Annotated in this window: 19 protein-coding genes, 1 tRNA gene and 1 riboswitch; of the genes, 6 read left to right on the forward strand and 14 right to left on the reverse strand. The window is 63.3% G+C overall.

The features are described from left to right. Positions 1 to 192: 192 nt before the first annotated feature. Positions 193 to 1,674 carry a glycosyltransferase gene (locus EO094_RS09580; RefSeq protein WP_128292098.1) on the forward strand — a complete coding sequence of 494 codons (1,482 nt, stop codon included), beginning with the start codon at positions 193 to 195 and terminating at the stop codon, positions 1,672 to 1,674. A 198-nt stretch (positions 1,675 to 1,872) separates the two neighbouring features. Further along, positions 1,873 to 3,990: a catalase gene (locus EO094_RS09585; RefSeq protein ID WP_205649882.1), complete on the forward strand. Its 2,118-nt coding sequence runs from the start codon at positions 1,873 to 1,875 to the stop codon at positions 3,988 to 3,990. 78 nt (positions 3,991 to 4,068) lie between these two features. On the opposite strand, the gene EO094_RS09590 is transcribed toward EO094_RS09585, so the two are convergent. The 4 genes from EO094_RS09590 to EO094_RS09605 all read right to left on the reverse strand — a co-directional run bounded on the left by EO094_RS09590 (position 4,069) and on the right by EO094_RS09605 (position 7,591). Then, positions 4,069 to 4,743: a DUF6064 family protein gene (locus EO094_RS09590; protein ID WP_128292099.1), complete on the reverse strand. Its 675-nt coding sequence runs from the start codon at positions 4,741 to 4,743 to the stop codon at positions 4,069 to 4,071. Then, positions 4,740 to 5,681, reverse strand: a complete 942-nt coding sequence (locus tag EO094_RS09595) for an aldo/keto reductase (protein WP_128292100.1) — start codon at positions 5,679 to 5,681, stop codon at positions 4,740 to 4,742. Before EO094_RS09595 ends, EO094_RS09590 begins: the two co-directional genes overlap by 4 nt. Before the next feature lie 93 nt (positions 5,682 to 5,774). Then, positions 5,775 to 5,849, reverse strand: a tRNA-Gly gene (locus EO094_RS09600). A 131-nt stretch (positions 5,850 to 5,980) separates the two neighbouring features. Next, positions 5,981 to 7,591: a lysine--tRNA ligase gene (locus EO094_RS09605; protein ID WP_128292101.1), complete on the reverse strand. Its 1,611-nt coding sequence runs from the start codon at positions 7,589 to 7,591 to the stop codon at positions 5,981 to 5,983. A 177-nt stretch (positions 7,592 to 7,768) separates the two neighbouring features. On the opposite strand from EO094_RS09605, the gene EO094_RS09610 reads away from it, so the two are divergent. Both EO094_RS09610 and EO094_RS09615 read left to right on the forward strand, forming a co-directional pair. After that, the gene (locus EO094_RS09610) at positions 7,769 to 8,182 is read left to right on the forward strand and encodes a tellurite resistance TerB family protein (RefSeq protein WP_128292102.1); all 414 of its coding nucleotides are present in this window, start codon (positions 7,769 to 7,771) and stop codon (positions 8,180 to 8,182) included. 33 nt (positions 8,183 to 8,215) lie between these two features. Next, positions 8,216 to 9,025, forward strand: a complete 810-nt coding sequence (locus EO094_RS09615; RefSeq protein WP_425455868.1) for a sterol desaturase family protein — start codon at positions 8,216 to 8,218, stop codon at positions 9,023 to 9,025. Between the two features lie 9 nt (positions 9,026 to 9,034). Here the strand turns inward: EO094_RS09615 and EO094_RS09620 are convergent, their stop codons facing one another. Then, positions 9,035 to 9,856, reverse strand: a complete 822-nt coding sequence (locus EO094_RS09620; protein WP_164879615.1) for a transporter substrate-binding domain-containing protein — start codon at positions 9,854 to 9,856, stop codon at positions 9,035 to 9,037. Positions 9,857 to 9,961: 105 nt separating this feature from the next. Here EO094_RS09620 and EO094_RS09625 point away from each other — a divergent pair, with 105 nt between their 5' ends. Then, positions 9,962 to 10,564 carry a CDP-alcohol phosphatidyltransferase family protein gene (locus EO094_RS09625; RefSeq protein ID WP_128292105.1) on the forward strand — a complete coding sequence of 201 codons (603 nt, stop codon included), beginning with the start codon at positions 9,962 to 9,964 and terminating at the stop codon, positions 10,562 to 10,564. Positions 10,565 to 10,576: 12 nt separating this feature from the next. Here the strand turns inward: EO094_RS09625 and EO094_RS09630 are convergent, their stop codons facing one another. Next, the gene (locus tag EO094_RS09630) at positions 10,577 to 11,764 is read right to left on the reverse strand and encodes an O-succinylhomoserine sulfhydrylase (RefSeq protein WP_128292106.1); all 1,188 of its coding nucleotides are present in this window, start codon (positions 11,762 to 11,764) and stop codon (positions 10,577 to 10,579) included. 55 nt (positions 11,765 to 11,819) lie between these two features. Next, positions 11,820 to 11,897: riboswitch (SAM riboswitch) on the reverse strand. 158 nt (positions 11,898 to 12,055) lie between these two features. On the opposite strand from EO094_RS09630, the gene EO094_RS09635 reads away from it, so the two are divergent. Next, positions 12,056 to 13,147: a 2'-deoxycytidine 5'-triphosphate deaminase gene (locus EO094_RS09635; RefSeq protein WP_128292107.1), complete on the forward strand. Its 1,092-nt coding sequence runs from the start codon at positions 12,056 to 12,058 to the stop codon at positions 13,145 to 13,147. A 26-nt stretch (positions 13,148 to 13,173) separates the two neighbouring features. Here the strand turns inward: EO094_RS09635 and EO094_RS09640 are convergent, their stop codons facing one another. The 8 genes from EO094_RS09640 to EO094_RS09675 form a co-directional block, all read right to left on the reverse strand. Next, on the reverse strand, positions 13,174 to 13,908 hold the full coding sequence (locus tag EO094_RS09640; RefSeq protein ID WP_128292108.1) for a thermonuclease family protein: 735 nt from the start codon (positions 13,906 to 13,908) through the stop codon (positions 13,174 to 13,176). Positions 13,909 to 13,924: 16 nt separating this feature from the next. Beyond that, the gene (locus tag EO094_RS09645) at positions 13,925 to 14,587 is read right to left on the reverse strand and encodes a S24 family peptidase (RefSeq protein WP_128292109.1); all 663 of its coding nucleotides are present in this window, start codon (positions 14,585 to 14,587) and stop codon (positions 13,925 to 13,927) included. Positions 14,588 to 14,720: 133 nt separating this feature from the next. Continuing rightward, positions 14,721 to 15,272, reverse strand: a complete 552-nt coding sequence (locus EO094_RS09650; RefSeq protein ID WP_128292110.1) for a thioesterase family protein — start codon at positions 15,270 to 15,272, stop codon at positions 14,721 to 14,723. Positions 15,273 to 15,288: 16 nt separating this feature from the next. Next, positions 15,289 to 17,493, reverse strand: coding sequence for a 3-hydroxyacyl-CoA dehydrogenase NAD-binding domain-containing protein (locus tag EO094_RS09655; RefSeq protein ID WP_128292111.1), 2,205 nt, complete (start codon positions 17,491 to 17,493; stop codon positions 15,289 to 15,291). Between the two features lie 19 nt (positions 17,494 to 17,512). Beyond that, entirely contained in the window at positions 17,513 to 17,980 is a 468-nt protein-coding gene (locus EO094_RS09660; protein ID WP_128292112.1) for a cupin domain-containing protein, read from the reverse strand. Positions 17,981 to 17,983: 3 nt separating this feature from the next. Next, on the reverse strand, positions 17,984 to 19,192 hold the full coding sequence (locus EO094_RS09665; protein WP_128292113.1) for an acetyl-CoA C-acetyltransferase: 1,209 nt from the start codon (positions 19,190 to 19,192) through the stop codon (positions 17,984 to 17,986). A gap of 78 nt (positions 19,193 to 19,270) precedes the next feature. After that, the gene (locus EO094_RS09670) at positions 19,271 to 21,079 is read right to left on the reverse strand and encodes an acyl-CoA dehydrogenase C-terminal domain-containing protein (protein WP_128292114.1); all 1,809 of its coding nucleotides are present in this window, start codon (positions 21,077 to 21,079) and stop codon (positions 19,271 to 19,273) included. 139 nt (positions 21,080 to 21,218) lie between these two features. Then, positions 21,219 to 21,620, reverse strand: coding sequence for a MerR family transcriptional regulator (locus tag EO094_RS09675; RefSeq protein ID WP_128292115.1), 402 nt, complete (start codon positions 21,618 to 21,620; stop codon positions 21,219 to 21,221). Positions 21,621 to 21,728 lie beyond the last annotated feature (108 nt).

A 21,728-nucleotide genomic window follows, 5' to 3' on the forward strand; every position in this document is an offset into this window, starting at 1 on the left:
CGCTTTGTCTGCGGCCAGCATTCTTTGACGGTTTCTGTCGTTCGACTGTGACGTTCGTCAACGAAATTCGGCTCGCAGGCTCCGCCTGGCACTTTTGTTCGTCACCCTGCCAAAGTGTGATCTTCACCGATCGAGCCTCCGGCATAGGTTTTGCATCTGCGGCTTTGAACCCATGAGGATTTGAGAACAGGCATGGCACAACTCATCGATTCCAACCACCACGCCTCGCTGAGTGACTACGAGCGCATCGCGCATCTCAGCAACGATGTGCGCGACCTCCGCGACGAAGCTGAAATGCTCCTGCCGAAATTGCAGGGACGGCGTGTCTGGATGGTCAATTCGACGGCCCATGGGGGCGGCGTTGCGGAGCTTTTGCCGCCGTTGATCACCATGCTGCGCGAGCTCGGCGTCGACGCCAACTGGCTTGTCATGGAAAGCGACGAGGATGAGTTTTTCCGTCTGACCAAGCAGATCCACAATCTCATCCATGGAGCGGGAGACCCCGACCTCGGCAACGGCGCCCAGGCGCTTTACGAGAAGGTGAGCCATTCGGTTGCGGCCCGTCTCGCTGAATTCGTGAAGCCGAACGACGTTCTCGTCATCCACGATCCGCAGCCGCTCGGAGCTGGCGCGCTTCTGCGCGAGCGCATGGACCTGACCGCGATCTGGCGCTGTCATATCGGCCTCGACGAGGAGACCCCGGAAACCATCGCGGCCTGGGAATTTCTCGAGCAATGGGCGGTGAAATACGACCACACCGTCTTCACTGCGCCGGAATATATCCCGCGCTGCCTCGCCGGCCGGGCCAGCATCATCCATCCCTCCATCGATCCTTTGAGCAACAAGAACCGGGATCTGCCGGTGCATAAGCTGGCCGGCATCCTCGCCAATGGCGGTTTGATCACGGCGACCGGCCCGACATTGACGCCCCCTTTCGAAGAGCGTGCGCAACGCTTGCAGAGGAACGGCGAATGGGCCCCCGCGACCGAGCCTGAAGACCTGGGGCTTCTCTTCCGACCCATCGTCACGCAGGTATCCCGGTGGGATCGCCTCAAGGGCTGGCTGCCGTTGATGCAGGGCTTTGTGAAGATGAAAGAAGCCTTGAAGGCGAACACGCTGAGCGAGGAGGAGCGCCGACCGCTCGAGCTGGCGCGGCTGGTGCTCGCCGGTCCCGATCCGGAATCGGTGACCGACGATCCGGAAGGTCTGGAGGCGCTGCAAGAAGTGATTGACACCTACCTCTCGCTTGACGCCGACCTGCAGAACGCGATCGCCGTCATTTCCCTGCCGATGACCTCGCCCAAGAACAACGCACTCATCGTCAACGCGCTGCAGCGCTGCTCCGATATCGTCGTGCAGAATTCGGTTCGCGAGGGCTTCGGCTTGACGGTGACTGAGGCGATGTGGAAGCGCGCGGCGATCGTCGGATCTCCGGCGGCGGGCCTTCGCCAGCAAATCCGACCGGATCTCGACGGGCGCCTCGTGAAGGATGCCCACGACACCGACGATATCGCCCGCACGCTGACCGAGCTCTTGCTCGACCAGGAGCATCGGGACGCCTTTGGCCTGAGCGCGCAGCAGCGCGTCCACAACGAGTTCCTGGTCTTCGCCCATGTGCGCAATTGGCTGCGGGTTCTGGCGGAGACGCTTGACGGCCGAGCTGCCGCAGCCTGAACAGTCGGCTCCTGATCGGGAGCACCTGAACATGAAACATATGTCGGGCGGTGAACACCTCGCCGCCTGACCTGCCGCTTCGCTTTCGCAGCTAAATAAAGTCTCCGCTGTTCCAAGGGAACGGCTCGCCTCTGCCTCGTGTTGCGCCCCCGGATGGCCGATCGGCCATCCCGCGCCCCGCATCGAGGAGACAGTCTCATGGCAAGATCTGAGCAGGATATGAAACCCGTCGACTTCGCCGACCAGAAGGTGCTGCGCGGCACGGGTGGCGAGGTGCATCAGGTCGCGAATGGCAAGAGAACGTCGCTGACCACGGCGCAGGGTGCGCCCGTCGCCGACGATCAGAACTCACTGAAAGCCGGGCGCCGCGGGCCGACGCTTCTGGAAGATCAGCACTTCCGTGAGAAGATCTTCCATTTCGATCATGAGCGGATCCCGGAGCGCGTCGTGCATGCCAGAGGCTTCGGGGCGCATGGCTATTTCGAGACCTACGAGAGCCTGTCAGATATCACTGCGGCCGATCTCTTTCAGCGCCCGAGCGAGAAGACGGATGTCTTCGTGCGCTTCTCCACGGTGGCCGGCAACAAAGGCTCGGCCGATCTCGCCCGCGACGTGCGCGGTTTCGCTGTGAAATTCTACACGAAGGAAGGCAACTGGGACATTGTCGGCAACAACATCCCGGTCTTCTTCATCCAGGACGCCATCAAGTTTCCCGACCTCATCCATTCCGCCAAGCAGGAGCCGGATCGCGGCTTCCCGCAGGCGCAGACGGCGCACGACAATTTCTGGGACTTCATTTCTCTGACGCCGGAATCGATCAACATGGCCCTGTGGATCATGTCGGATCGCACGATCCCGCGCTCCTTCCGTTTCATGGAAGGTTTCGGTGTCCACACCTTCCGTTTCGTCAATGCCGAGGGCAAATCGACTTTCGTCAAGTTCCACTGGAAGCCGAAGCAGGGCATGCAATCGGTCGTCTGGAACGAGGCGTTGAAGCTGAACGGCGCCGACCCGGACTTCCATCGCCGCGACCTGTGGGATGCGATCAAGATGGGCGATTACCCCGAATGGGAGCTCGGCCTGCAGCTCTTCGACGAGGATTTCGCCGAGAAGTTCGATTTCGACGTCCTTGATGCGACGAAGATCATCCCGGAGGAAGAGGTGCCGGTGAAGCCGGTCGGGCGCATGGTCTTGAACCGCTGCGTAGACAATTTCTTCGCCGAAACCGAGCAGGTTGCCTTCCATACCGGTAATCTCGTGCCGGGCATCGACTTCACCAATGACCCACTCCTGCAGGGGCGCAACTTCTCTTATCTCGACACGCAGCTGTCGCGCCTCGGCTCCACCAATTTCACGCATCTGCCGGTGAACGCCCCACGCTGCCCCTTCCATCACTTCCAGCAGGACGGCCACATGGCGTTCCACAATCCGGTGGGGCGGGCGAACTACGAGCCGAATTCCTGGAGCGGGGAGGAAGGCGGGCCGCGCGAGGACCCGAAGACGGGCTTTGCCTCGCATCCGGAAGCCGTCGAGGGCGAGAAGGGCCGCGTGCGCTCCGAGACTTTCGCCGATCATTACAGCCAGGCCCGGCAATTTTACCTGTCGCAGACCGATGTGGAAAAAGGCCACATCATCTCCGCCTTCACGTTCGAGCTTTCCAAGGTGGAGACGCCTGAAATCCGCGCCCGCATCGTCGCTCATCTGAGGAACGTCGATGAGGAACTGGCGAAAAAGGTAGCGGACGGGCTGCGTCTCAAGACAATGCCGGAGCCGATCGAAGCGGCCATGCCGACGAAGATGGAGCTCAAGGCTTCGCCCAAGCTCTCAATCGTTTTGAACGGTCCGGAGAGCTTTGCCGGCCGCAAGCTCGGCGTTCTCGTTACTGACGGCGTCGACATCGATCTCGTGAAAGCCCTGAAAGCGGCTGCCGAGGCCGAGGGTGCGATGATCGAATTCGTGGCGCCGATGGTGGGTGGCGTCGAAGCCTCCGACGGCACCTGGATCGAGGCCGATGAGAAGATCGATGGCGGCCCTTCCGTCCTTTACGACGCGGTGGCGATCCTGACGTCCGAGGATGCGGTCACCGCGCTTGCCAAGATGCCGCCCGCGAAGGATTTCGTCTCCGACGCGTTCGTGCATTGCAAGTTCATCGGTTATTCGCAGGCGGCGAAGATGCTGTTCGAGAAGGCGGGAATTGCCTCCGACATGGATGCGGGCTGCGTCACTCTTTCCGACGCCGGCGAGGCCAAGACTTTCGTGAAGAGCCTCGGCAAGCTGCGCGTCTGGGATCGCGAGCCGAAAGTGAGTGCCGGCTGAACACAGCGAAAGCGACAACAGGAAGGGGCGGCGTCCTGGCCGCGCCTTTTTCGTCTGCAAGCGGCCTTTGCGATAAAGTCAGCGCTTGCGGCGCCGCTCCGACAAAAAGGCGCCGATTATGGCGATAAGCGCGGCGGCAAACGGGATCCAGGCTTCAAAAGTGCCGATCGTCTGAAGCGTGGTCCAGCTCGCGAGACACCACACGAGCGGCACCGGCAGGGCGAGGGAGATCAATGGGCACCGTCTCGCCAGAAGGAGAATGCCGAGCGTGGCAATTGCGGTTGGATCCGGGGCGAGTGCAAAGATCTCGCCCTGGCCGAGGGGCCGGCCGGTCGCAAGCGGCAGGAGAGGGTGCAGCGCGAGCGCGTAGACGAAGAGGCCTGCGCCGAGCTCGGATCTAAGGCCGCGTGACCCTGCGAAAGCGCTCTCTCGTCGTGCGAAAGCGAAGAGAAGGATCGCCGCCTCGGCCAGGAACGGCGGGATCGCATAGAGAGCCGCCCAGTTGATCGGCTGATAGCGTTGCCAGAGGAACAAGGCGGTGACGGAGACCCACGCGGCGGCGAGCAGGACGCCGGCGATCGGGCCGGACCATGGGCGTTGCCGAAGCGCCAGGACGAGGATGAGGGTGCCGCCGGCGAGCGCCACGATCTGCGCGGGCCACAAAGCCGCATTCTGCAGCTCAAACAGCCGCCAATAAACCTCTTCGGAAAAGAGCAGGAAATCGGCGGGCCGGTAGCTCCACCATGTGCTCACAGGATGTCCCGCACATGGGCCGACATCCTTGTGCGCAGTTCAGGCTCGGGCAGAGGACCGGAGGCGGCGGCCATGTTCTCGCGCGCATGCTCCGGCACGGTCGTCGCCGGGATTGCAACGGTGACGGCCGGATGCGAGAGGATGAATTTCAGGATGAACTGCGCCCAGCTCGAGGCGCCGATCTCCGCGGCGAAATCCGGCAATGGCCTGCCTTCGAGCCGGCGTGTCAGAGAACCCTGGCGGAACGGCCGGTTGACGATGACAGCGATGCCGCGCTCGCGCGTCAAGGGCAGGATGCGTTCCTCCACCTCCCGGTCGAGCACGTTGTAGCTGATCTGCACGAAGTCGAGCGGCTGGTTCGCCATCACCTCCTCGAAGAGATCGTGGCGCCGGCCTTCCGACGTGGTGATGCCGACATAGTCGATCTCGCCGCCGTCTTTCTTGTCGAAAAGCATCGGCAGATGCGCCTCCCAGGCGCGCAGATTGTGCACCTGCATGAGCGAAAAGCGCGGTACGTTCCATTTGCGTCGCGATCGTTCGATCTGCTCCGGGCCGTCTTCCGCCGAGGATGTCCACACCTTGTCGGCCGCAAGAAGTCCCTCCGGTCGGCCGAGCTTCGACAAGCCATAGCCGAGCGTGTCCTGCGAGGAGCCGTACATCGGCGAGGAATCGATCACCCGTCCGCCGCTGTCGAAGAAGGCCTCCATCACCTGCGCGCTGCGGTCGAGAAGCACCGGATCGTTGCCGACATTGAAGGTGATCCAGGTGCCAAGGCCAACAGCCGGGATCATCTCGCCGCTGGAGGGGATTTTTCGCTTACCGGGCTCAGCCACCTGCGCCTGTGAAGGCGTGACCGGCAGGGCGGAGGCGAGAGCGAGTGCCGCGCCGCCGGAGAGAAGCGCGCGCCGGCTCAAGGGGGGTGTTCTGAGATCGTCCATCACCTCTATCTGGCGTCACCGCGCCGGCCCGCAAAGGCGCGGGCCTCAACAAGCCGTGAGGCGTCCGGAGATCTCAGGAAGCGAGAGGAGGATTGGAGCGGGCGATCGGGATCGAACCGACGACATTCAGCTTGGGAAGCTGACGTTCTACCACTGAACTACGCCCGCGGCCGGGTCGCAAATTGGCCGCGGCCGGCCCTCCCGTCAAGCAGGATCGGAGGGGCCGTCGCATTTTCTCTGAAGAGGCACGGCGCGCCGCGATGGTCGAGACGACCAGAGGCCGCGCGCCGGCCGGCCGCTCACGCGGCGAGTTTGCCTTCGAGAGCCTTTGCAATCAGCGCCCGTGTCTCACCGATGCCGTAAAGCGCCACGAAGGAGCCGAAGCGTGGCCCCTGGTCCTGGCCGAGAAGCACCTGGTAGAGCGCCTGAAACCAGTCGCGGAGATTGCCGAAATCGTGCGCCTTACCGACGGCATAGACCTCGTTTTGGATCTCCTCGCCACTGGCGTTGTCCGGCAGCGCCGTAAGACGCTGGTCGAGATCGGCCAGAGCGGCTTTCTCGGTGTCGCTCGGTGCGCGGAAGCTTTTCGTCGGTTTGACGAAATCGTTGTAGTAGCGGATCGCGTAGCCGACGAGCTCGTTAAGTGCTGGATGGCTTTCCGCGCTAGCCCCCGGGGCATAGCGGGAGATGAAGCCCCAGAGAACACGGGCATCTTCGGAATTCGATGCCGAGACGAGGTTGAGGAGCATGGCGAACGAAACCGGCATCTCGACTTCCGGCGGCTTTCCGGAATGGATGTGCCAGACCGGATTGACGATCTTCTGCTCCGGCGCCTGCGTGTCATAAGCGGCAAGATGCGAGAAATATTCATCGACCGCCCGCGGGATGACGTCGAAATAAAGCCGCTTCGCTGAGCGCGGCTTCTGGAACATGTAGAGCGCGAGGCTCTCCGGCGAGGCATAGGCGAGCCACTCGTCGATGGTGAGCCCGTTGCCGCGCGACTTTGAGATTTTTTCGCCGTTCTCGTCGAGGAAGAGCTCGTAATTGAAGCCCTCGGGCGGATTGCCGCCGAGCGCGCGGCAGATCTGCGAGGAGAGGCGGACGGAATCGATGAGATCCTTGCCGGCCATCTCGTAGTCGACGCCGAGCGCCGTCCAGCGGAGCGCCCAGTCGGCCTTCCACTGGCACTTCACCTGGCCGCCGGTCACGCCCACCGTCACCTCCTCTTTCGTCTCCGGATCGAGATAGGTGATGGTGCCGGCCTCAGGGTTGCGCGCAATCGTCGGCACCTGCAGGACGATGCCGGTCCGCGGGCAGATCGGCAGAAACGGCGAATAGGTGGCGCGCCGCTCCTCGCCCAGCGTCGGCAGAATGATCGCCCGCACTTTCTCGTAGACGGCGAGCATCTTGAGAAGCGTCTCGTCGAAGCGGCCGCTCTTGTAATAATCCGTCGCCGAGGCGAATTCGTACTCGAAGCCGAATGTGTCGAGAAAGGCGCGCAGCCGCGCATTATTCGCCCGTCCGAAGCTGTCGTACTCGTTGGAGAACGGGTCGGGCACCTCCGTCAGCGGCTTGCCGAGATGCGACTCCATCATCTCCCGATTCGGCACGTTCTCCGGCACTTTCCGGAGGCCGTCCATGTCGTCGGAAAAGCAGAGGAGGCGGGTCGGCACGCTGTCTTTCGTCAGGACGCTGAAGGCGTGGCGCACCATCGTCGTGCGCGCCACCTCACCAAAGGTGCCGATATGCGGCAGGCCGGAAGGGCCGTAACCGGTCTCAAACAGGATTTCGCGTTTGTCTCCGCCACGTTTCTCCAGCCGATCGATCAGCTTGCGCGCTTCCTCGAAAGGCCAGGCCTTCGAGACTTGTGCGGCTGCGAGCCATTCTTCGGGCAGAGATTGGGCAGACATTTTTCATCCTGGTGGTTGAGCGATTGTGGGCGATGCCGGGTCGTCATGAGCCGGTGCCGCAATCTGGGAGCGCAGCTCTAGCGCAAGGAAAGCGTGCCGTCGAGGCGCAGGCCAGCTTGCGAAGGGGCGTGGGCGAACATAGCTACGCGGCAGTAGCAGCCGGCCAAGGAGCCCAGAATGCCGCAAACGGTTTCCACCCAGGATGCCCTCGTCTACGCCATGGTCACGGTCTCGGCCGTGGACGGCCATATGGCTGATCCCGAACTCATGACGATCGGCAATCTGACGCGCTCTCTGCCGGTCTTTTCAGGCTTCGACAGCGACCGCCTGCCGGATGTGTCGCGCACCGCTGCCGAAATCCTCGCCGGGGCGGACGGGCTCGAAAACATGATGTCGCTGCTCGAAGACGCGGTGCCTGAGAAGCTCTACGACACGCTTTACGCCATGGCTGTCGAAGTGGCGGTGGCCGATCTCGATCTGCCCCAGGAGGAGTTGCGCTTTCTCAGCCTGCTGCGCGACCGGCTCGCTATCGACAAATTGACGGCGGCGGCCCTGGAGCGTTCGGCTACGGCCCGCTACCGTCGCGTTTAAGGCCGCGAAGCGGCCAGGGCCATCTGACGAGGCGTGATGAGTTTCGGATTTCTCTTTTCCGAAGCCGGTATTCGGCTTCTCGCCTTCTTCGGCATTTTCGGCGCGATGGCGGCATTTGAGCTCGCTTATCCGCGTCGTAAAGCGCATCCGCTCAAGAGCCGGCGCTGGGCGACGAATCTTGCGGTCCTTCTCGTCGATGTCGCGGTCCTGCGGGTGATCTTTCCGATGGCGGCGGTCGGCGCCGCCATCTTTGCCGAAGCGCAGGGTTTTGGGCTGTTTCGAACGCTCGGCCTCGATCCGATTTTTGCCGGCGTCCTTGCGTTCATTCTGCTCGATTTCACCGTCTGGGCGGAGCATGTCGCCTTTCACAAGATCCCGATCCTGTGGCGCGTCCACCGCGTGCATCACGCCGACGTCGATGTCGACGTGACGACGGCGCTGCGTTTTCATCCGATCGAGATCCTCATCTCCATGTGCCTGAAGGCGGCCTTCGTCGTTCTCATCGGCGCGCCGGTCCTGTCGGTTCTTCTTTTCGAGATCGTTCTGAATGGCGCGGCGATGTTCAATCATTCGAACGTCCGCCTGCCAGACCGCGTCGACCGGGCGCTGCGCTTCCTGATCGTGACGCCGGACATGCACCGCATCCACCATTCGGTGGAGCGGCGTGAAACCGACAGCAATTACGGCTTCAATTTTTCCGTCTGGGACCGGCTCTTCCGCGTCTATACGCAGGATCCCGAGGCCGGGCAGGTTGGCATGCGTCTGGGCCTCAAGCCGCACCAGGATGGCGCGCCGGCGCGCTTCCTCTGGTCGCTTCTCTATCCCTTCCGGCGCGGCGCCTGAGGCCCCGGCTCAGAACAGACCGACGGGAAAATAACGCAGATAGAGTTCGGCATAGGTGCCGTTGCGATAGGTCTCGCGCAGGGCGTAATCGAGGGCGCTCTTGAGCTCGTGCTCTTGTGGCCGCACGGCGATCTGCAGCCCGTCGCCGAAATAGGCATCGTTGAGATAAGGCCCGCCCGCGAAGCGGCAGCAATCTTTTGATCCTGCGCCATGCAGCCAGAAGGCGAGACTGAGCGCATCCCCAAAGACGGCGGTCAGGCGCTTTTCCTGCAAGGACTGCAGAGCGGCGGCCGGGTTTTGGTAGCAGGCGACACGCGCCTTCGGGAAATAATCTTCCAGAAAGGCCTGATGCGCGCTGTGGCAGACGACGCCGACGAAGCCGTCACTGTCGCTGTCGGGTTCGAACTCCGTCTCCTTCAGCGTGACGAAGCGTGCCGGTATCTTGAGATAGGGGCGTGTGGCGAGAAGCGGATCCTCGCCTTCCGGGTCGGGCGAAAGCCCGGCCATGATGGCATCGCCCTCCTTGTCCCGAAGCGCTGTCTCCAGTGTCTCATACGGGCGCGATTGCACCGCGCATTGGACCTCGAGCGCCTCGCACATGGCCCGGATCAGATCTATGTCGAAGCCGACCAGGTCTCCGTGCCGGTCGCGAAACGAGAACGGCGCGAAATCGTCCGTGACGAGAAAGCGGATCGCGCCGACCGCATCCATATTGGGCCGTTCGATGCGGGATCGCGGATCCCAGAAATTGGGGATCACCGGTTCTTCGGCTTTCGCCGCACCGGCCGTGGCGGTGAAAAGGATTGCGAGAAAGAGGAAAAGTCTCGGCAAGACGGCGCGCCAATCACGAGGTCGTTTGCAATCGTTCATAGTGTCTTGCTGACAGGACCGCTAGAGGAGCGAGCGTCAGCGAACAAGACCGCGAGGAGGCGGGAGATGCTCGACGGGCTTATCCGCAAGCAGATTGAACCCGGGTTGAACTCTCTCGGCCGGATGCTCGCCGGCCGCGGTGTCACCGCCGATCAGGTGACGTTGGCAGGGTTCGGTCTCGCCCTGCTCTCAGCTGGCGCAATCGTCGTCGAGGCCTATGCACTCGCCTTCGTTCTCATTCTCTTGGGCCGCCTTGCCGATGGGCTCGACGGCGCCGTGGCACGTGCGACTGCGCTCAGCGATCGCGGCGGCTTTCTCGACATCACGCTCGATTTTGCCTTTTACGGCCTCGTCCCCGCCGCCTTCGCGCTCGCCGATCCGGACGCCAACGCACTTGCGGCCGCGATCCTGCTTCTCGCCTTTTACGTCAACGGCGCGAGCTTTCTCGCCTTCGCCGTGATGGCGGAAAAGAAGAAAATCACGACGGACCAGCGCGGCGTGAAGTCGCTTTATTTCACGACCGGGCTCATGGAAGGCGCGGAGACGGTGATCTTCTTCCTCGCCTTCTGCCTGTTTCCCGCGTTTTTTTCGCCTCTCGCCTACCTGTTTGCGGCGCTTTGCGCCGTGACGACGACCTCACGCATTCTGGTCGGTTGGCGCACCTTCTGATGCGAGAGCCGTTCAGAGCGCCGCGTCGAGCGCCTGGGCTACGTCTTCTGCGAGGTCTTCGGGATCTTCGAGCCCGACGGAAAAGCGCAGCATGCCCTCGGTGATGCCGAGCTCGCGCCGCACCTCTTCCGCGACGTTCTGGTGCGTCGTCGTCGCCGGGTGGGTGATGAGGCTCTTGGCATCGCCGAGATTGTTGGAGAGGCTGACGATCTGCAGTGCGTTGGCGAGCCGGAAGGCCGCGTCCTTGCCGCCCTTCATGTCGATGGCGATCATCGTGCCGCCGCCACTCATCTGCCGGCGGGCGAGTTCGGCCTGCGGGTGGTCCGGATGGCCGGGATAAAGGACACGGGCAACGGCCGCATGCGAGCCGATGATCTCGGCGAGTTTTGCCGCCGTTTCCGCCTGGCGTCGCACGCGCAGTTCCAGCGTTTCGAGCGATTTCAGAAGCACCCAGGCGTTGAATGGGCTGAGCGCCGGGCCGGTATGCTTGACGAAGGGCAGGAGCTTTTCCTCCACCCATTCGGCACTCGACAGAACCACCCCGCCGAGGCAGCGGCCCTGGCCGTCGATATGCTTGGTGGCGGAATAGACGACGGTATGGGCGCCGAGTTCGAGCGGCTTCTGGAAGATCGGCGTCGCGAAGACATTGTCGACGACGAGACGGGCACCGACGCTGCGGCCGATTTCCGCAACGGCGGCGATATCGACGAGCTCCATCGTCGGATTGGCCGGGCTTTCGAGGAACAGCGCCTTGGTCTTGGGCGTGACCGCGGCCCGCCATTCATCGAGGTTGGAGCCGTCGACGAGTGTTGAGGTGACGCCGAAACGCGGCAGAAGCTGCGACACGATGTAAAGACAGGAGCCGAAAAGCGCGCGCGAGGCGACCACATGATCGCCGGCTTCGATGTCGGCGAGGAGTGCCGCCGTCACTGCGGCCATGCCGGAGGCCGTTGCCTTCGCCGCTTCCGCGCCCTCCAGAAGCGCCATGCGCTCCTCGAACATCGCAACCGTCGGATTCGCGTAGCGCGAATAGACGTAACCAGGATCGTCGCCGTTGAAGCGCGCTTCGGCAGCTTCCGCGCTCGGATAGACGAAACCCTGCGTAAGGAAGAGTGCCTCGGAGGTTTCAGAAAACTGAGATCTTGTGGTGCCGCCATGCACGAGCTGCGTGGCGGGGCGAAGAGACTTTTTGTCTGTCACAGCGCATTCCTGCCTTCAAGCAAACGAAAACCCGGCCGGGCCGCCGCCAGACCGGGTCGAATGCGCCCCGACCTTTTAGCGAGTTGTTTTACGTGGCTGCAAGCCGGCCGGCCAAATCACCACGAAGTCCTCGGGCCGATTACTCTTCGACTTGGTCGACGTCAATGCTGCACTTGAGGAAAGACTGCGATGCTGGAATGCGTCAGACGGCGGCAAAAGGCGCGACCACAGTGAAGAGGGGGCGGAAACTGCCGACTTGGCGTGGCCCTTGGCTTCGGCTAACCGAGGGGCATGAACGCAAAAGAAAACAGCGACGGCATTTTGCCCGACAGCGCGATCGAAGCGATGATCGCGGTAGGCGAAATCGATCTCGCCACGCCCCCCGATGCTCGACAGGTGCAGCCGGCGAGTCTTGATCTACGCCTCGGTGAGACAGCCTATCGTGTGCGCGCGAGCTTCCTGCCCGGGCGCGATTGCGCGGTGGAGGAAAAGCTCGACCGCTTCAAGCTGCACGCCTTCGACATCACCGGCGGTGCCGTTCTTGAAACCGGCTGCGTCTATATCGTGCCGTTGCTGGAATCCCTGGCGTTGCCGCAAGAGGTCGCCGCGAGCGCCAATCCGAAAAGCTCGACCGGCCGGCTCGACGTCTTCACGCGGGTGATCGCCGACAATGGCGACGCGTTCGACCAGATCCCGGCGGGCTACCGTGGACCGCTTTATCTGGAGATCTCGCCGCGCACATTCCCGGTTCTCGTCCGCACCGGCTCGCGTCTGGCACAGATCCGCTTCCGCCGCGGCCATGCGCGCCTTTCTGACGAGGAGCTTGGCACGCTGCAGACAACCTCCTTCGTGTCGAGCGACCCGCGCTTTTTCGAAGGTCTCGTTCTCTCCGTCGATCTTGCCGGCGGCGAGGATGGCCTCATCGGCTATCGCGGTAAGCGACACACCGGCGTCATCGATGTCGACCGTCCGGACGCCTATGAGGTTGCCGATTTCTGGGAGCCCTTGCGGCCGAGCGACAAAGCGGGCCTGATCCTCGATCCCGATCAGTTCTATATCCTGGCCTCGCGCGAAGCCGTGCATGTGCCCGCGGAGACGGCGGCGGAGATGGTGCCTTTCGATCCGCTCGTCGGCGAATTCCGTGTGCATTACGCGGGCTTTTTCGATCCGGGCTTCGGCGACGATACGGCGGGCGGCCGCGGCAGCCGGGCGGTGCTGGAGGTGAGGAGCCGGGAGGTGCCGTTCATCCTGGAACACGGGCAGACGGTTGGCCGTCTCGTCTATGAGCGCATGGCGGCGCTACCCAAGGCGCTTTATGGCGCGGGGCTCGGCTCCAATTACCAGGGCCAGGCACTCAAGCTCTCCAAGCATTTTCGCGTCTGAGGGGCGCCTGTCGGGAAGACGCCCGGTCAAAGAGGTGAGCTTGAGGGGAGGTCGGAGGAGAATGGCGCAGTCTTCTCCGCGTCGGGTGTGAAGCCTGGTCTTTGCGCACTCCACTGGCCCCGCTTGTCGCGTTTCGCCGCCGTTTCCGCGTCTTGATAGCGGGCCGCGGTGGCCTTCGCCCAGCCTTGGCTCACCAGCCATTCGCCAAGATCGATATCGCTGAGCCGGCATGATGTCGTCTCTGGCAGTGTCTCCGCCCCCGCCGGGATCGTGCAGTCGATGGCGCGCGCCCGGATGAGGCGCCGCAGCGCCGAGCGTCCCATCATGCCGCACGGCCAGGCCGGCTTGCCGCAGCTCGCATCGGGCGCGAGCGGCTCGATCCCCGCGAGCCTGACGCTGTGTTCGCCGCTTTCGATCTTGCCGAGGCCGGCAACGACGGGGCGGAAGAGGCGCTCGGTTCTTTCCGTTGGCGCGGTCTTTTGCTCCCCCTGCTGCTCCGCCTCGTCTGCGCGGGTGCGTACAGGCTCCGGCGGCTCCACGCGCAGAAGCGGCCCGCTCACCTTGGGACCAAGTGTCATGCCGCGCGGGGTAACATTGCGCGTCGCGGGCTCGACCTCTTGGGGGAGTGCCGGCGGCGCTGCCGTTTGCGGAGCGACTGATGGGTCCTCGGTGCCGTCATCGGGGGCAGGCGAGGGAAGCGCAAAAAGCCCGAAAACGAGCCCGACGACGAGAAGAAGGCTGAGGAGGGTCAGGGCGCGCATCTGGGGCGGCCGAATTTTATTGGCTCGCCCAGATGATGCGTGCGATCCACTCGATCTCGGTCAGCGGCACCACCCGGTCGGGGTGCTCCGGATTGAGCGAATGCAATTCGACGGCGTCCGTCGTCTGCCGTTGCAGGGTCTTGGCCATCACCTCGCCCTCCGTCGTCTTCAGCACGACCCGGTCCCCCGGCCGCAATTGCGAGGTCGGGGAGACGATGATGACATCGCCGTTGCGGTAAAGCGGCAGCATGGAATCGCCGCTGACTTCGAGCGCATAGGAGCCTTCGCTGTCGGCCACCGGCAGGTCGATCTCGTCCCAGCCCTGGCCGACGGGAAAACCACCATCGTCGAAGAAGCCTCCCGCACCGGCCTGGGCAAGGCCGAGAAGCGGCACCTGCGCCGGAGCCGGCAAGCGTACGTCAGCGGCCCGGCCGCCATAGCGCGTGCGCGTCTCTACGAGGCCGACGAATTCCTCGAGCGAGGCTCCGGTCGCCGTCAGAATTTTGGCGATGGATTCTGTCGAGGGCCAGCGGGGCCGCCCATCGGCACTGCATCTCTTGGAACGGTTGAAGGCCGTCGGGTCGAGGCCGGCCTTGCGCGCCAGCCCAGACACAGTGAGACCGTGGCGGCTGGCGAGCGCATCGATGGCGCCCCAAACGGTGGCGTGTGTCCAGACCATGATCGTGGGGCGCTCCCGCCCTGCGCGTGATTAAGGAATATAGTCCTTAATCGGGCAGAAGCACAACTGTGCCGGCGGCCGGCACGAGGGTTTTTCTTGTGTCTCGGGCTTTCTTCCGGCTGGCAAAGCGTTTTCACCCAGCCTTGACACGCTCTCGCAGGGTGCGCTGCGCGGCCAGGAAGGCGGCGACGTTCTCGTCGGGCTCCGGCGGCTCGGCCGTAATCCCGAGGATTTGGAACATTTCCTCCGGCGGTACGAAGCGTTTGCCCTTGCGGTCATAGATGCCGCCCCAGGTCAGTGCCTGGGCGGCAACCTGCCCCTCACCCTTGTCGCCGAGGACGAAACGGTGCTCGCCGACGACGCTCGTTCCCTCCCAGGTGACGATGCGCGAGGTGAGCTGAAAGCGCTGCCACATACGGATTTCGCGCCGGAAGACGATGTTGACGCCGCCGAGCATCGGTGCCCAGCCACGTTTCATCGCCTCGTCCCACAGGCCAAAGCGGCGGAAGAGATCGAAGCGGCCGATATCGGCCAGCATCAGATAGCGACCGTTGGTGATATGGAGATTGGTGTCGCAATCCCACGGCCAGGTGAGAAACGACAATTCCGAGACACCGAACGGAACGGGAAGAGGGGCCTTCGTTCCCGAAAGCCCCAACTTCAGAAGTCTACCCCAAACATACATCAGCTAGACATCGACCCTAGGCCGCCCTTTCGCGCTCGTCCGTCCTGCCGAAGCGGCCGTAAAACGTCTCGCCCTTTTCCGCCATCTCTTTCAAAAGCGCGTTCGGTTTGAAGCGTGGCCCGTATCTCTCGGCGAGCCTCTCCGCCTTCGCGACGAACTCCTTGAGACCCATGAAGTCGATATAAGAGAGCGTTCCGCCGGTGAAGGGTGCAAAGCCGAAGCCAAGGATCGAGCCGAGATCGGCCTCGCGCGGATCCTCGATTACGCCTTCTTCGACGGTACGGGCCGCTTCGAGCGCCTGCGTGACGAGAAGGCGTTCCTTCAACTCCGCGAAATCGAAGCCGTCCGCCGATTTCGGTGTCACGATCTCGGAAAGCCCCGGCCACAGGTGCTTGTCCTTGCCGGCGTAATCATAGAAGCCCTTGCCGTTCTTGCGGCCGAAGCGTTCGCGGCTTTCCACCATCTCCGACAAGAGGCGCTTCTGCTCGGCCGAGACGGCGCCTTCGCCGAGATCGGCCTCCGTCGCCTTGACGATCTTCCAGGCGAGATCGACGCCGACCTCGTCGGTGAGTGACAACGGCCCGACGGGCATGCCTGCCATCTTGCCGGCGTTTTCCACCATCGCCGGCGGCACGCCTTCCAGAAGCATGAGATGGCCTTCGAGGAGATAGGCGGTGACGCAGCGATTGGCGTAGAAGCCGCGCGAATCGTTGACCACGATCGGCGTCTTGCGGATCGCCCGCACATAATCGAGGGCGACGGCGAGCGCCTTGTCACCGGTCTTTTCGCCGAGGATCACCTCGACGAGCTGCATCTTGTCGACGGGAGAGAAGAAGTGGATGCCGACGAACTCCTCTTCCGAGCGCCAGTTCCTGGCAAGCGAGGTGATCGGCAGCGTCGAGGTGTTGGATGCGAAGACAGCGCCTTCCGGCAGATGCGCCTTCACTTTCTCCGTCACCTCGGCCTTGACCTTGCGGTCTTCGAAGACGGCCTCGATGACGAGATCGGCATCGGCGAGCGCGGCGTAATCGGGCGTTGCGACGATGCGGTCAAGAATGCCAGCAGCGGCTTCTTCGCTCATGCGCCCGCGCGCCACTTCCTTTTCGAGAAGGCCCGCGCAATGCAGCTTTCCCTTCTCCGCCGTCTCCTGGTCGCGATCGATGAGCGCGACCCCCATGCCGGCGCGCGCCGTGACATAGGCGATGCCCGCCCCCATGAAGCCGGCGCCGAGAACGCCGACGCGCTTCAAGTCGCTTGCCGGCAAGTCGGCCGGACGGCGGGCCCCCTTGTTGAGCGCCTGCAGCGAGACGAAGAGCGAGCGCATCATCGCCTGCGCTTCCTTGGTCTGCAGCGTCTTCGCGAAGTAGCGGCTCTCGACCTGAAGCGCGAGGTCCATCGGCAGTTGCACGCCCTCGAAGACGGCCTGCATGATCGCCCGGGCGCCAGGGTAATTGTTCTGGGTTTCTTTGCGGTAGAGGCCGTTTGCGGCAGGCCAGAACTGGAAGCCGCCCGGTGTCCAGACGGCGGTCGCGCCACGCGGCTTGTAACCTTCCTGATCCCAAGGTTTCACAGGCGACACGCCCGCGCTCAGCATGGCCTTGGCGGCCTCGACGAGCTCGCTTTCAGGCGCAACCTTTTCGACGAGACCCATCGATCTGGCGGCCTCGGCCTTGAGCGTGTTGCCGCGCAGAAGAAATTGCAGGCCCGCGACGGTATCTGCCATGCGCATCACGCGCTGCGTGCCGCCGGCGCCCGGAAAGATGCCGATCTTGACTTCCGGCAGCCCGATCTTGGCGTTTTCAGCAACGACGCGGCCATGGCAGGCGAGCATCAACTCTGTCCCCCCGCCCATGCAGGTGCCGGCAACGGCGGCGACGAACGGCTTGCCGCAGGTCTCGATCCGGCGATAGAGGCGCGACATGCGCGAGGCGCGCTCAAGCAGCTCGGCCGTGGCCGCCTGCGGGTTCTCCGCCTTCTTGGCTTCGAACGTGCCGAGCAGGTCGGAGAGCATGTTGATATCGGCGCCGCCGGTGAAATCCTTTTTCGCCGAGGTGATGACGACGCCCTTCACGGCGTCTTCGGCCACCGCCCAGTCCACGATTGCGGCAAGCTCCTCCATCACCGTCTCCGTGAAGACGTTCATGGAGCGGTTCGGCATGTTCCAGGTGACGAGAGCGATCCCGTCGTCACCCGTTTCGCAGGTGAAATTCTCGTAGGTCATTGTTTGTTTCTCCCCAGGCTCAGGCGCGCTCGTAAGGCGTGCCGTCCTTATGCGTGTAGCCGGGCGCACCTTCGCCGGTGACGGAGTGCAAATCGATGTCGGGATAGGTCACGATGTCGGCCCCGGAGCGTGTTCCGACTTCCAGCAAGAGCGCGTCTCTGTCGCTGCGGTTGATGAGATGATGGCCGTTCGCAACACCCGCCTTGAAAGTGGCGGCGTCTCCCGACTTCAGGATCGTCTCTCCGCCGTCTTCGACGAGCACCGCTTCACCCTCGATAATGAAGACGAACTCGTCTTCCCCCGTGTGCCAGTGGCGCTGGGACGAGGCGGCGCCGGCTTGAAGACGGCAGAGATTGACGCCGAATTGGTCGAGACCGCCGGCATTGCCGAGGCGCTTGCGGAAGCGGCCGGCCACCAGCGCGTCGTAGGGTGCCGGATAGCCGGTGGAATTGACATCGGGGATCTGATCGATGTCGATTTTCGGCATGGCTCAGACCCTTTCGATGATCGTCGCGGTGCCCATGCCGGCTCCGATGCAAAGCGTGACGAGGGCGGTGTTGAGATCGCGCCGCTCCAATTCGTCGAGTACCGTCCCGAGGATCATCGCACCCGTCGCGCCGAGCGGGTGGCCCATGGCGATCGCTCCGCCATTGACGTTGACCGTTTGCGGATCGAGATCGAAGGCCTGGATGTAGCGCAGCACGACGGAGGCGAAGGCTTCGTTGATCTCCACGAGATCGATGTCGGAAAACTGCATGCCGGAGCGCTTCAGGAGCTTTTCGGTCACATCGACCGGCCCGGTCAGCATCAGAGCGGGTTCTGAACCGATATTGGCGAAGGCGCGGATTTTTGCGCGCGGCTTGAGACCGGCGGCCTTGCCGCCCTGTTCATTGCCGATGAGGACGGCGGCCGCGCCATCGACGATGCCGGAGGAATTGCCGGCGTGGTGGACGTGGCGGAGCTTTTCGACTTCCGGATGGGCCTGGATGGCGACGGCATCGAAGCCGCCCATCTCCCCGACGCCCGCAAAGGACGGCTTGAGGGAGCCGAGAGACTGCATGTCCGTTTCGGGCCTTGGATGCTCGTCGCGTTCGAGCAGCGGCAGCCCGGTCGGGTCTTTGACCGGTGCGATCGAGCGCTTGAAACGGCCTTCTTCCCAGGCGGCATGGGCGCGCTTCTGGCTTTCCACCGCATAGGCATCGCAATCGTCGCGGGTGAAGCCGTATTTGGTCGCGATGAGGTCGGCAGAGACGCCTTGCGGCATGAAATAGGCGGGCACGGCGACCTGCGGATCGACGGCCCAGGCACCACCCGAGGCGCCGAGCCCGACACGTGACATCGATTCCACGCCGCCGGCGACGACGAGATCATGGTGACCGGTGACGACCTGGCCCGCCGCCATGTTGACCGCGTCGAGACCGGACGCACAGAAGCGATTGATCTGCATGCCGGGAACCGACTGGTGGTAATCGGCGGCGAAAACCGCGGCGCGCCCGATATTGCCGCCCGCTTCGCCGACCGGATCGACGCAGCCGAGGATCACATCGTCGATGAGGCTCGTATCGAGCCCGTTGCGCTCGCGCACGGCCTCAAGTGCGGTTGCCGCAAGCCGCACCGTCGGCACGGTGTGCAGCGCTCCGTCCTTCTTGCCGCGGCCGCGCGGCGTGCGCACATGGTCAAAGATATAAGCTTCAGACATGTTCTCTCCTGCCCTGGCGATCCGCGGTGAGGGCTCCGCAGATACAATGTTCTGTTTGGTTTTGACGTCTGCGAGGCCTCAAAAAGCCTCTGCCGGCAGCGCCATCGTCGTCTCGGCGCCCGTGGCGATCCGTCTGAGGCGTGTTCCGGTCTCCGGCATCGCCCGTTCCATGTAATAGCGGGCGAAGAGAAGCTTGTTTTCGTAGAAGCTCTGATCCTCCGTCGCGCCTGCGGCGAGTGCTCTGCCGGCCGCTTGCGCCATTTTCGCCCACATATAGCCGAGCGCGACAAGACCGAAGAGGTGCATGTAATCGGTGGAGCCGGCGCCCGCATTGTCCGGGTCCTGCATGCCGTTCTTGGCGAGCCACATCGTCGCCTTTTGCAGATGGTCGAGCCCCTCCTTCAGGGCAGGGACGAGCGGCGCAAGCGTGGCGTCCTCCGCGTTCTCGGCGAGGAAGGTCGCGATCTCGGTCAGGAATGCTGTGATGGCGCGCCCATTGTCGGCGGGCAGCTTGCGCCCGACGAGATCGAGCGCCTGGATGCCGTTGGCACCTTCGTAGATCATGGCGATGCGCGCATCGCGCACGAACTGCTCCATGCCCCATTCCGCGATATAGCCATGGCCGCCATAGACCTGCTGCGCGGCGACGGCGTTTTCAAAGCCGCGATCGGTAAAGACGCCCTTGATCACCGGTGTGACGAGCGCGAGCCAATCTTCCGCCGCCTGCCGGGCGGCGGGATCGGGACTGCGGGTGGCGATATCGGACTTGAGCGAGGTGTCGAGCATGAGCGCGCGCGCCGCCTCGTTGAAGACGCGCACCGACATCAGGATCCGGCGGATGTCGGGATGCACGATGATCGGGTCGGCGGCGGATGCGGGCTCGCCGGCGGCTCCGTTCTTCTTCGACAGGGCGCGCCCCTGGCGCCGGTCGCGCGCATAGGTGGCGGCATTCTGATAGGCGATTTCCGACTGCGCCAGTCCCTGCAGGCCGACGCCGAGCCGCGCCTCGTTCATCATCGTGAACATCGCTTTGAGGCCCTTATGGGCTTCGCCGACAAGCCAGCCCTTGGCCGCGTCATAATTCATGACGCAGGTGGCATTGCCGTGAATGCCCATCTTTTCTTCGATCGCACCGCAGGTGACGCCGTTCGCCTCGCCGGGTGCGCCGTCCGCATCCGGCAGGCGCTTCGGCACCAGGAAGAGCGAGAGGCCTTTGACGCCGGCGGGGGCACCTTCGATGCGCGCCAGCACGAGGTGCACGATATTGGGCGTGAGATCATGCTCACCGCCGGAGATGAAGATCTTCTGGCCGCTCAAGCGGTAGCTGCCGTCGTCCTGCGGCACGGCCTTGGTGCGGATGAGGCCGAGATCGGTGCCGCAATGTGGCTCCGTCAGGTTCATCGTGGCAAGCCATTCGCCAGCGATCAGGCGCGGCAGATACTCGCTCTTCTGGCTGTCGCTGCCATGCGCGGAAAGGGCGGCGATGGCGCCCTGGGCAAGGCCCGGATACATCGACCACGCCATATTGGCCGAGGCCTGAAATTCGCCGACGGCCGTGGCGATGACGAAAGGCAGGCCCTGGCCGCCATAATCGGGATCTGCCGCCAGTCCCACCCAGCCGCCGTCGGCATAAAGGCGGTAGGCATCCTTGAAGCCGGAAGGCGTCGTCACGCGGCCGTCGTCGTGACGCGTGCAGCCTTCGCGGTCGCCCACCTGATTGAGGGGCGCGAGCACTTCGCGACAAAATTTGCCGCCCTCTTCCAGAACCGCTTCCATGACTTCACCGCTGGCATCGGCGAATCCGGGAAGGTTCGAAAGACGGCCAATTCCAAGCACGTCGTTGAGGACGAAAAGCGTATCGCGAACAGGAGCGGAATAGGTCGGCATAGGAGAGCTTACCCTTACGTAAACGTCAGCTAGGTCGACCTTCCATTATCGTCTGAATTCGTCAGTGACAAGCGCCCACACACCCCTGACCCCGCGGAAATGTGCGGGTTTCTTTGCATGACGCAACGTCTTCTAAGACTTACGCGGCCTCTCCGGCCTGCTTCTGCTCGTCCTGCTTCTGCGTCAGGATCTGGCGTACTGAATCCATCGTTTGAGACAATTCGTCGATCGCGTGCTCGATCTCTTCTTTCTGCCGCTTCAGGATGGCAACCTGTCCCTCGAACTTGTCGAGAGCCACCTGCATCTGCAGAACTTCGCCATCCTTCAGGTCGTAGAGATCGAGGATTTCTTTGATCTCCACCAGCGAGAAACCGACCTTCTTACCCATCAGGACGAGCTTCAGCCGTGCCCGGTCGCGCCGGGAATAGATGCGGTTCAATCCTTCGCGACGCGGGTTGAGAAGGCCCTTGTCTTCGTAAAATCGTAGGGTTCGAAGCGTCACGCCGAATTCGCGCGACAATTCACCGATGCTGTAAGTCATTCACGTCCACTTTCTGCACCCGCCGTAAGCGCCAGCTTTCCGCCGGTCGGGCGTGAGTACGTTCACTTTGATTGAGGTCGCAGTCTCTCGACCGAACAATAGCGCACG

This window comes from Afifella aestuarii, assembly GCF_004023665.1.
Taxonomy (GTDB): Bacteria; Pseudomonadota; Alphaproteobacteria; order Rhizobiales; family Afifellaceae; genus Afifella; species Afifella aestuarii.

Excerpts from the sequence above, each read along its gene's own strand:
- EO094_RS09640 (WP_128292108.1), bottom strand. The coding sequence starts at position 13,908 with ATGCGCGCCCTGACCCTCCTCAGCCTTCTTCTCGTCGTCGGGCTCGTT.
- EO094_RS09660 (WP_128292112.1), bottom strand. The coding sequence starts at position 17,980 with ATGCCGAAAATCGACATCGATCAGATCCCCGATGTCAATTCCACCGGC.
- EO094_RS09625 (WP_128292105.1), top strand. The coding sequence starts at position 9,962 with ATGCTCGACGGGCTTATCCGCAAGCAGATTGAACCCGGGTTGAACTCT.
- EO094_RS09675 (WP_128292115.1), bottom strand. The coding sequence starts at position 21,620 with ATGACTTACAGCATCGGTGAATTGTCGCGCGAATTCGGCGTGACGCTT.
- EO094_RS09655 (WP_128292111.1), bottom strand. The coding sequence starts at position 17,493 with ATGACCTACGAGAATTTCACCTGCGAAACGGGTGACGACGGGATCGCT.
- EO094_RS09605 (WP_128292101.1), bottom strand. The coding sequence starts at position 7,591 with ATGTCTGCCCAATCTCTGCCCGAAGAATGGCTCGCAGCCGCACAAGTC.
- EO094_RS09610 (WP_128292102.1), top strand. The coding sequence starts at position 7,769 with ATGCCGCAAACGGTTTCCACCCAGGATGCCCTCGTCTACGCCATGGTC.
- EO094_RS09670 (WP_128292114.1), bottom strand. The coding sequence starts at position 21,079 with ATGCCGACCTATTCCGCTCCTGTTCGCGATACGCTTTTCGTCCTCAAC.
- EO094_RS09635 (WP_128292107.1), top strand. The coding sequence starts at position 12,056 with ATGAACGCAAAAGAAAACAGCGACGGCATTTTGCCCGACAGCGCGATC.
- EO094_RS09645 (WP_128292109.1), bottom strand. The coding sequence starts at position 14,587 with ATGGTCTGGACACACGCCACCGTTTGGGGCGCCATCGATGCGCTCGCC.
- EO094_RS09665 (WP_128292113.1), bottom strand. The coding sequence starts at position 19,192 with ATGTCTGAAGCTTATATCTTTGACCATGTGCGCACGCCGCGCGGCCGC.
- EO094_RS09585 (WP_205649882.1), top strand. The coding sequence starts at position 1,873 with ATGGCAAGATCTGAGCAGGATATGAAACCCGTCGACTTCGCCGACCAG.
- EO094_RS09580 (WP_128292098.1), top strand. The coding sequence starts at position 193 with ATGGCACAACTCATCGATTCCAACCACCACGCCTCGCTGAGTGACTAC.
- EO094_RS09595 (WP_128292100.1), bottom strand. The coding sequence starts at position 5,681 with ATGGACGATCTCAGAACACCCCCCTTGAGCCGGCGCGCGCTTCTCTCC.
- EO094_RS09650 (WP_128292110.1), bottom strand. The coding sequence starts at position 15,272 with ATGTATGTTTGGGGTAGACTTCTGAAGTTGGGGCTTTCGGGAACGAAG.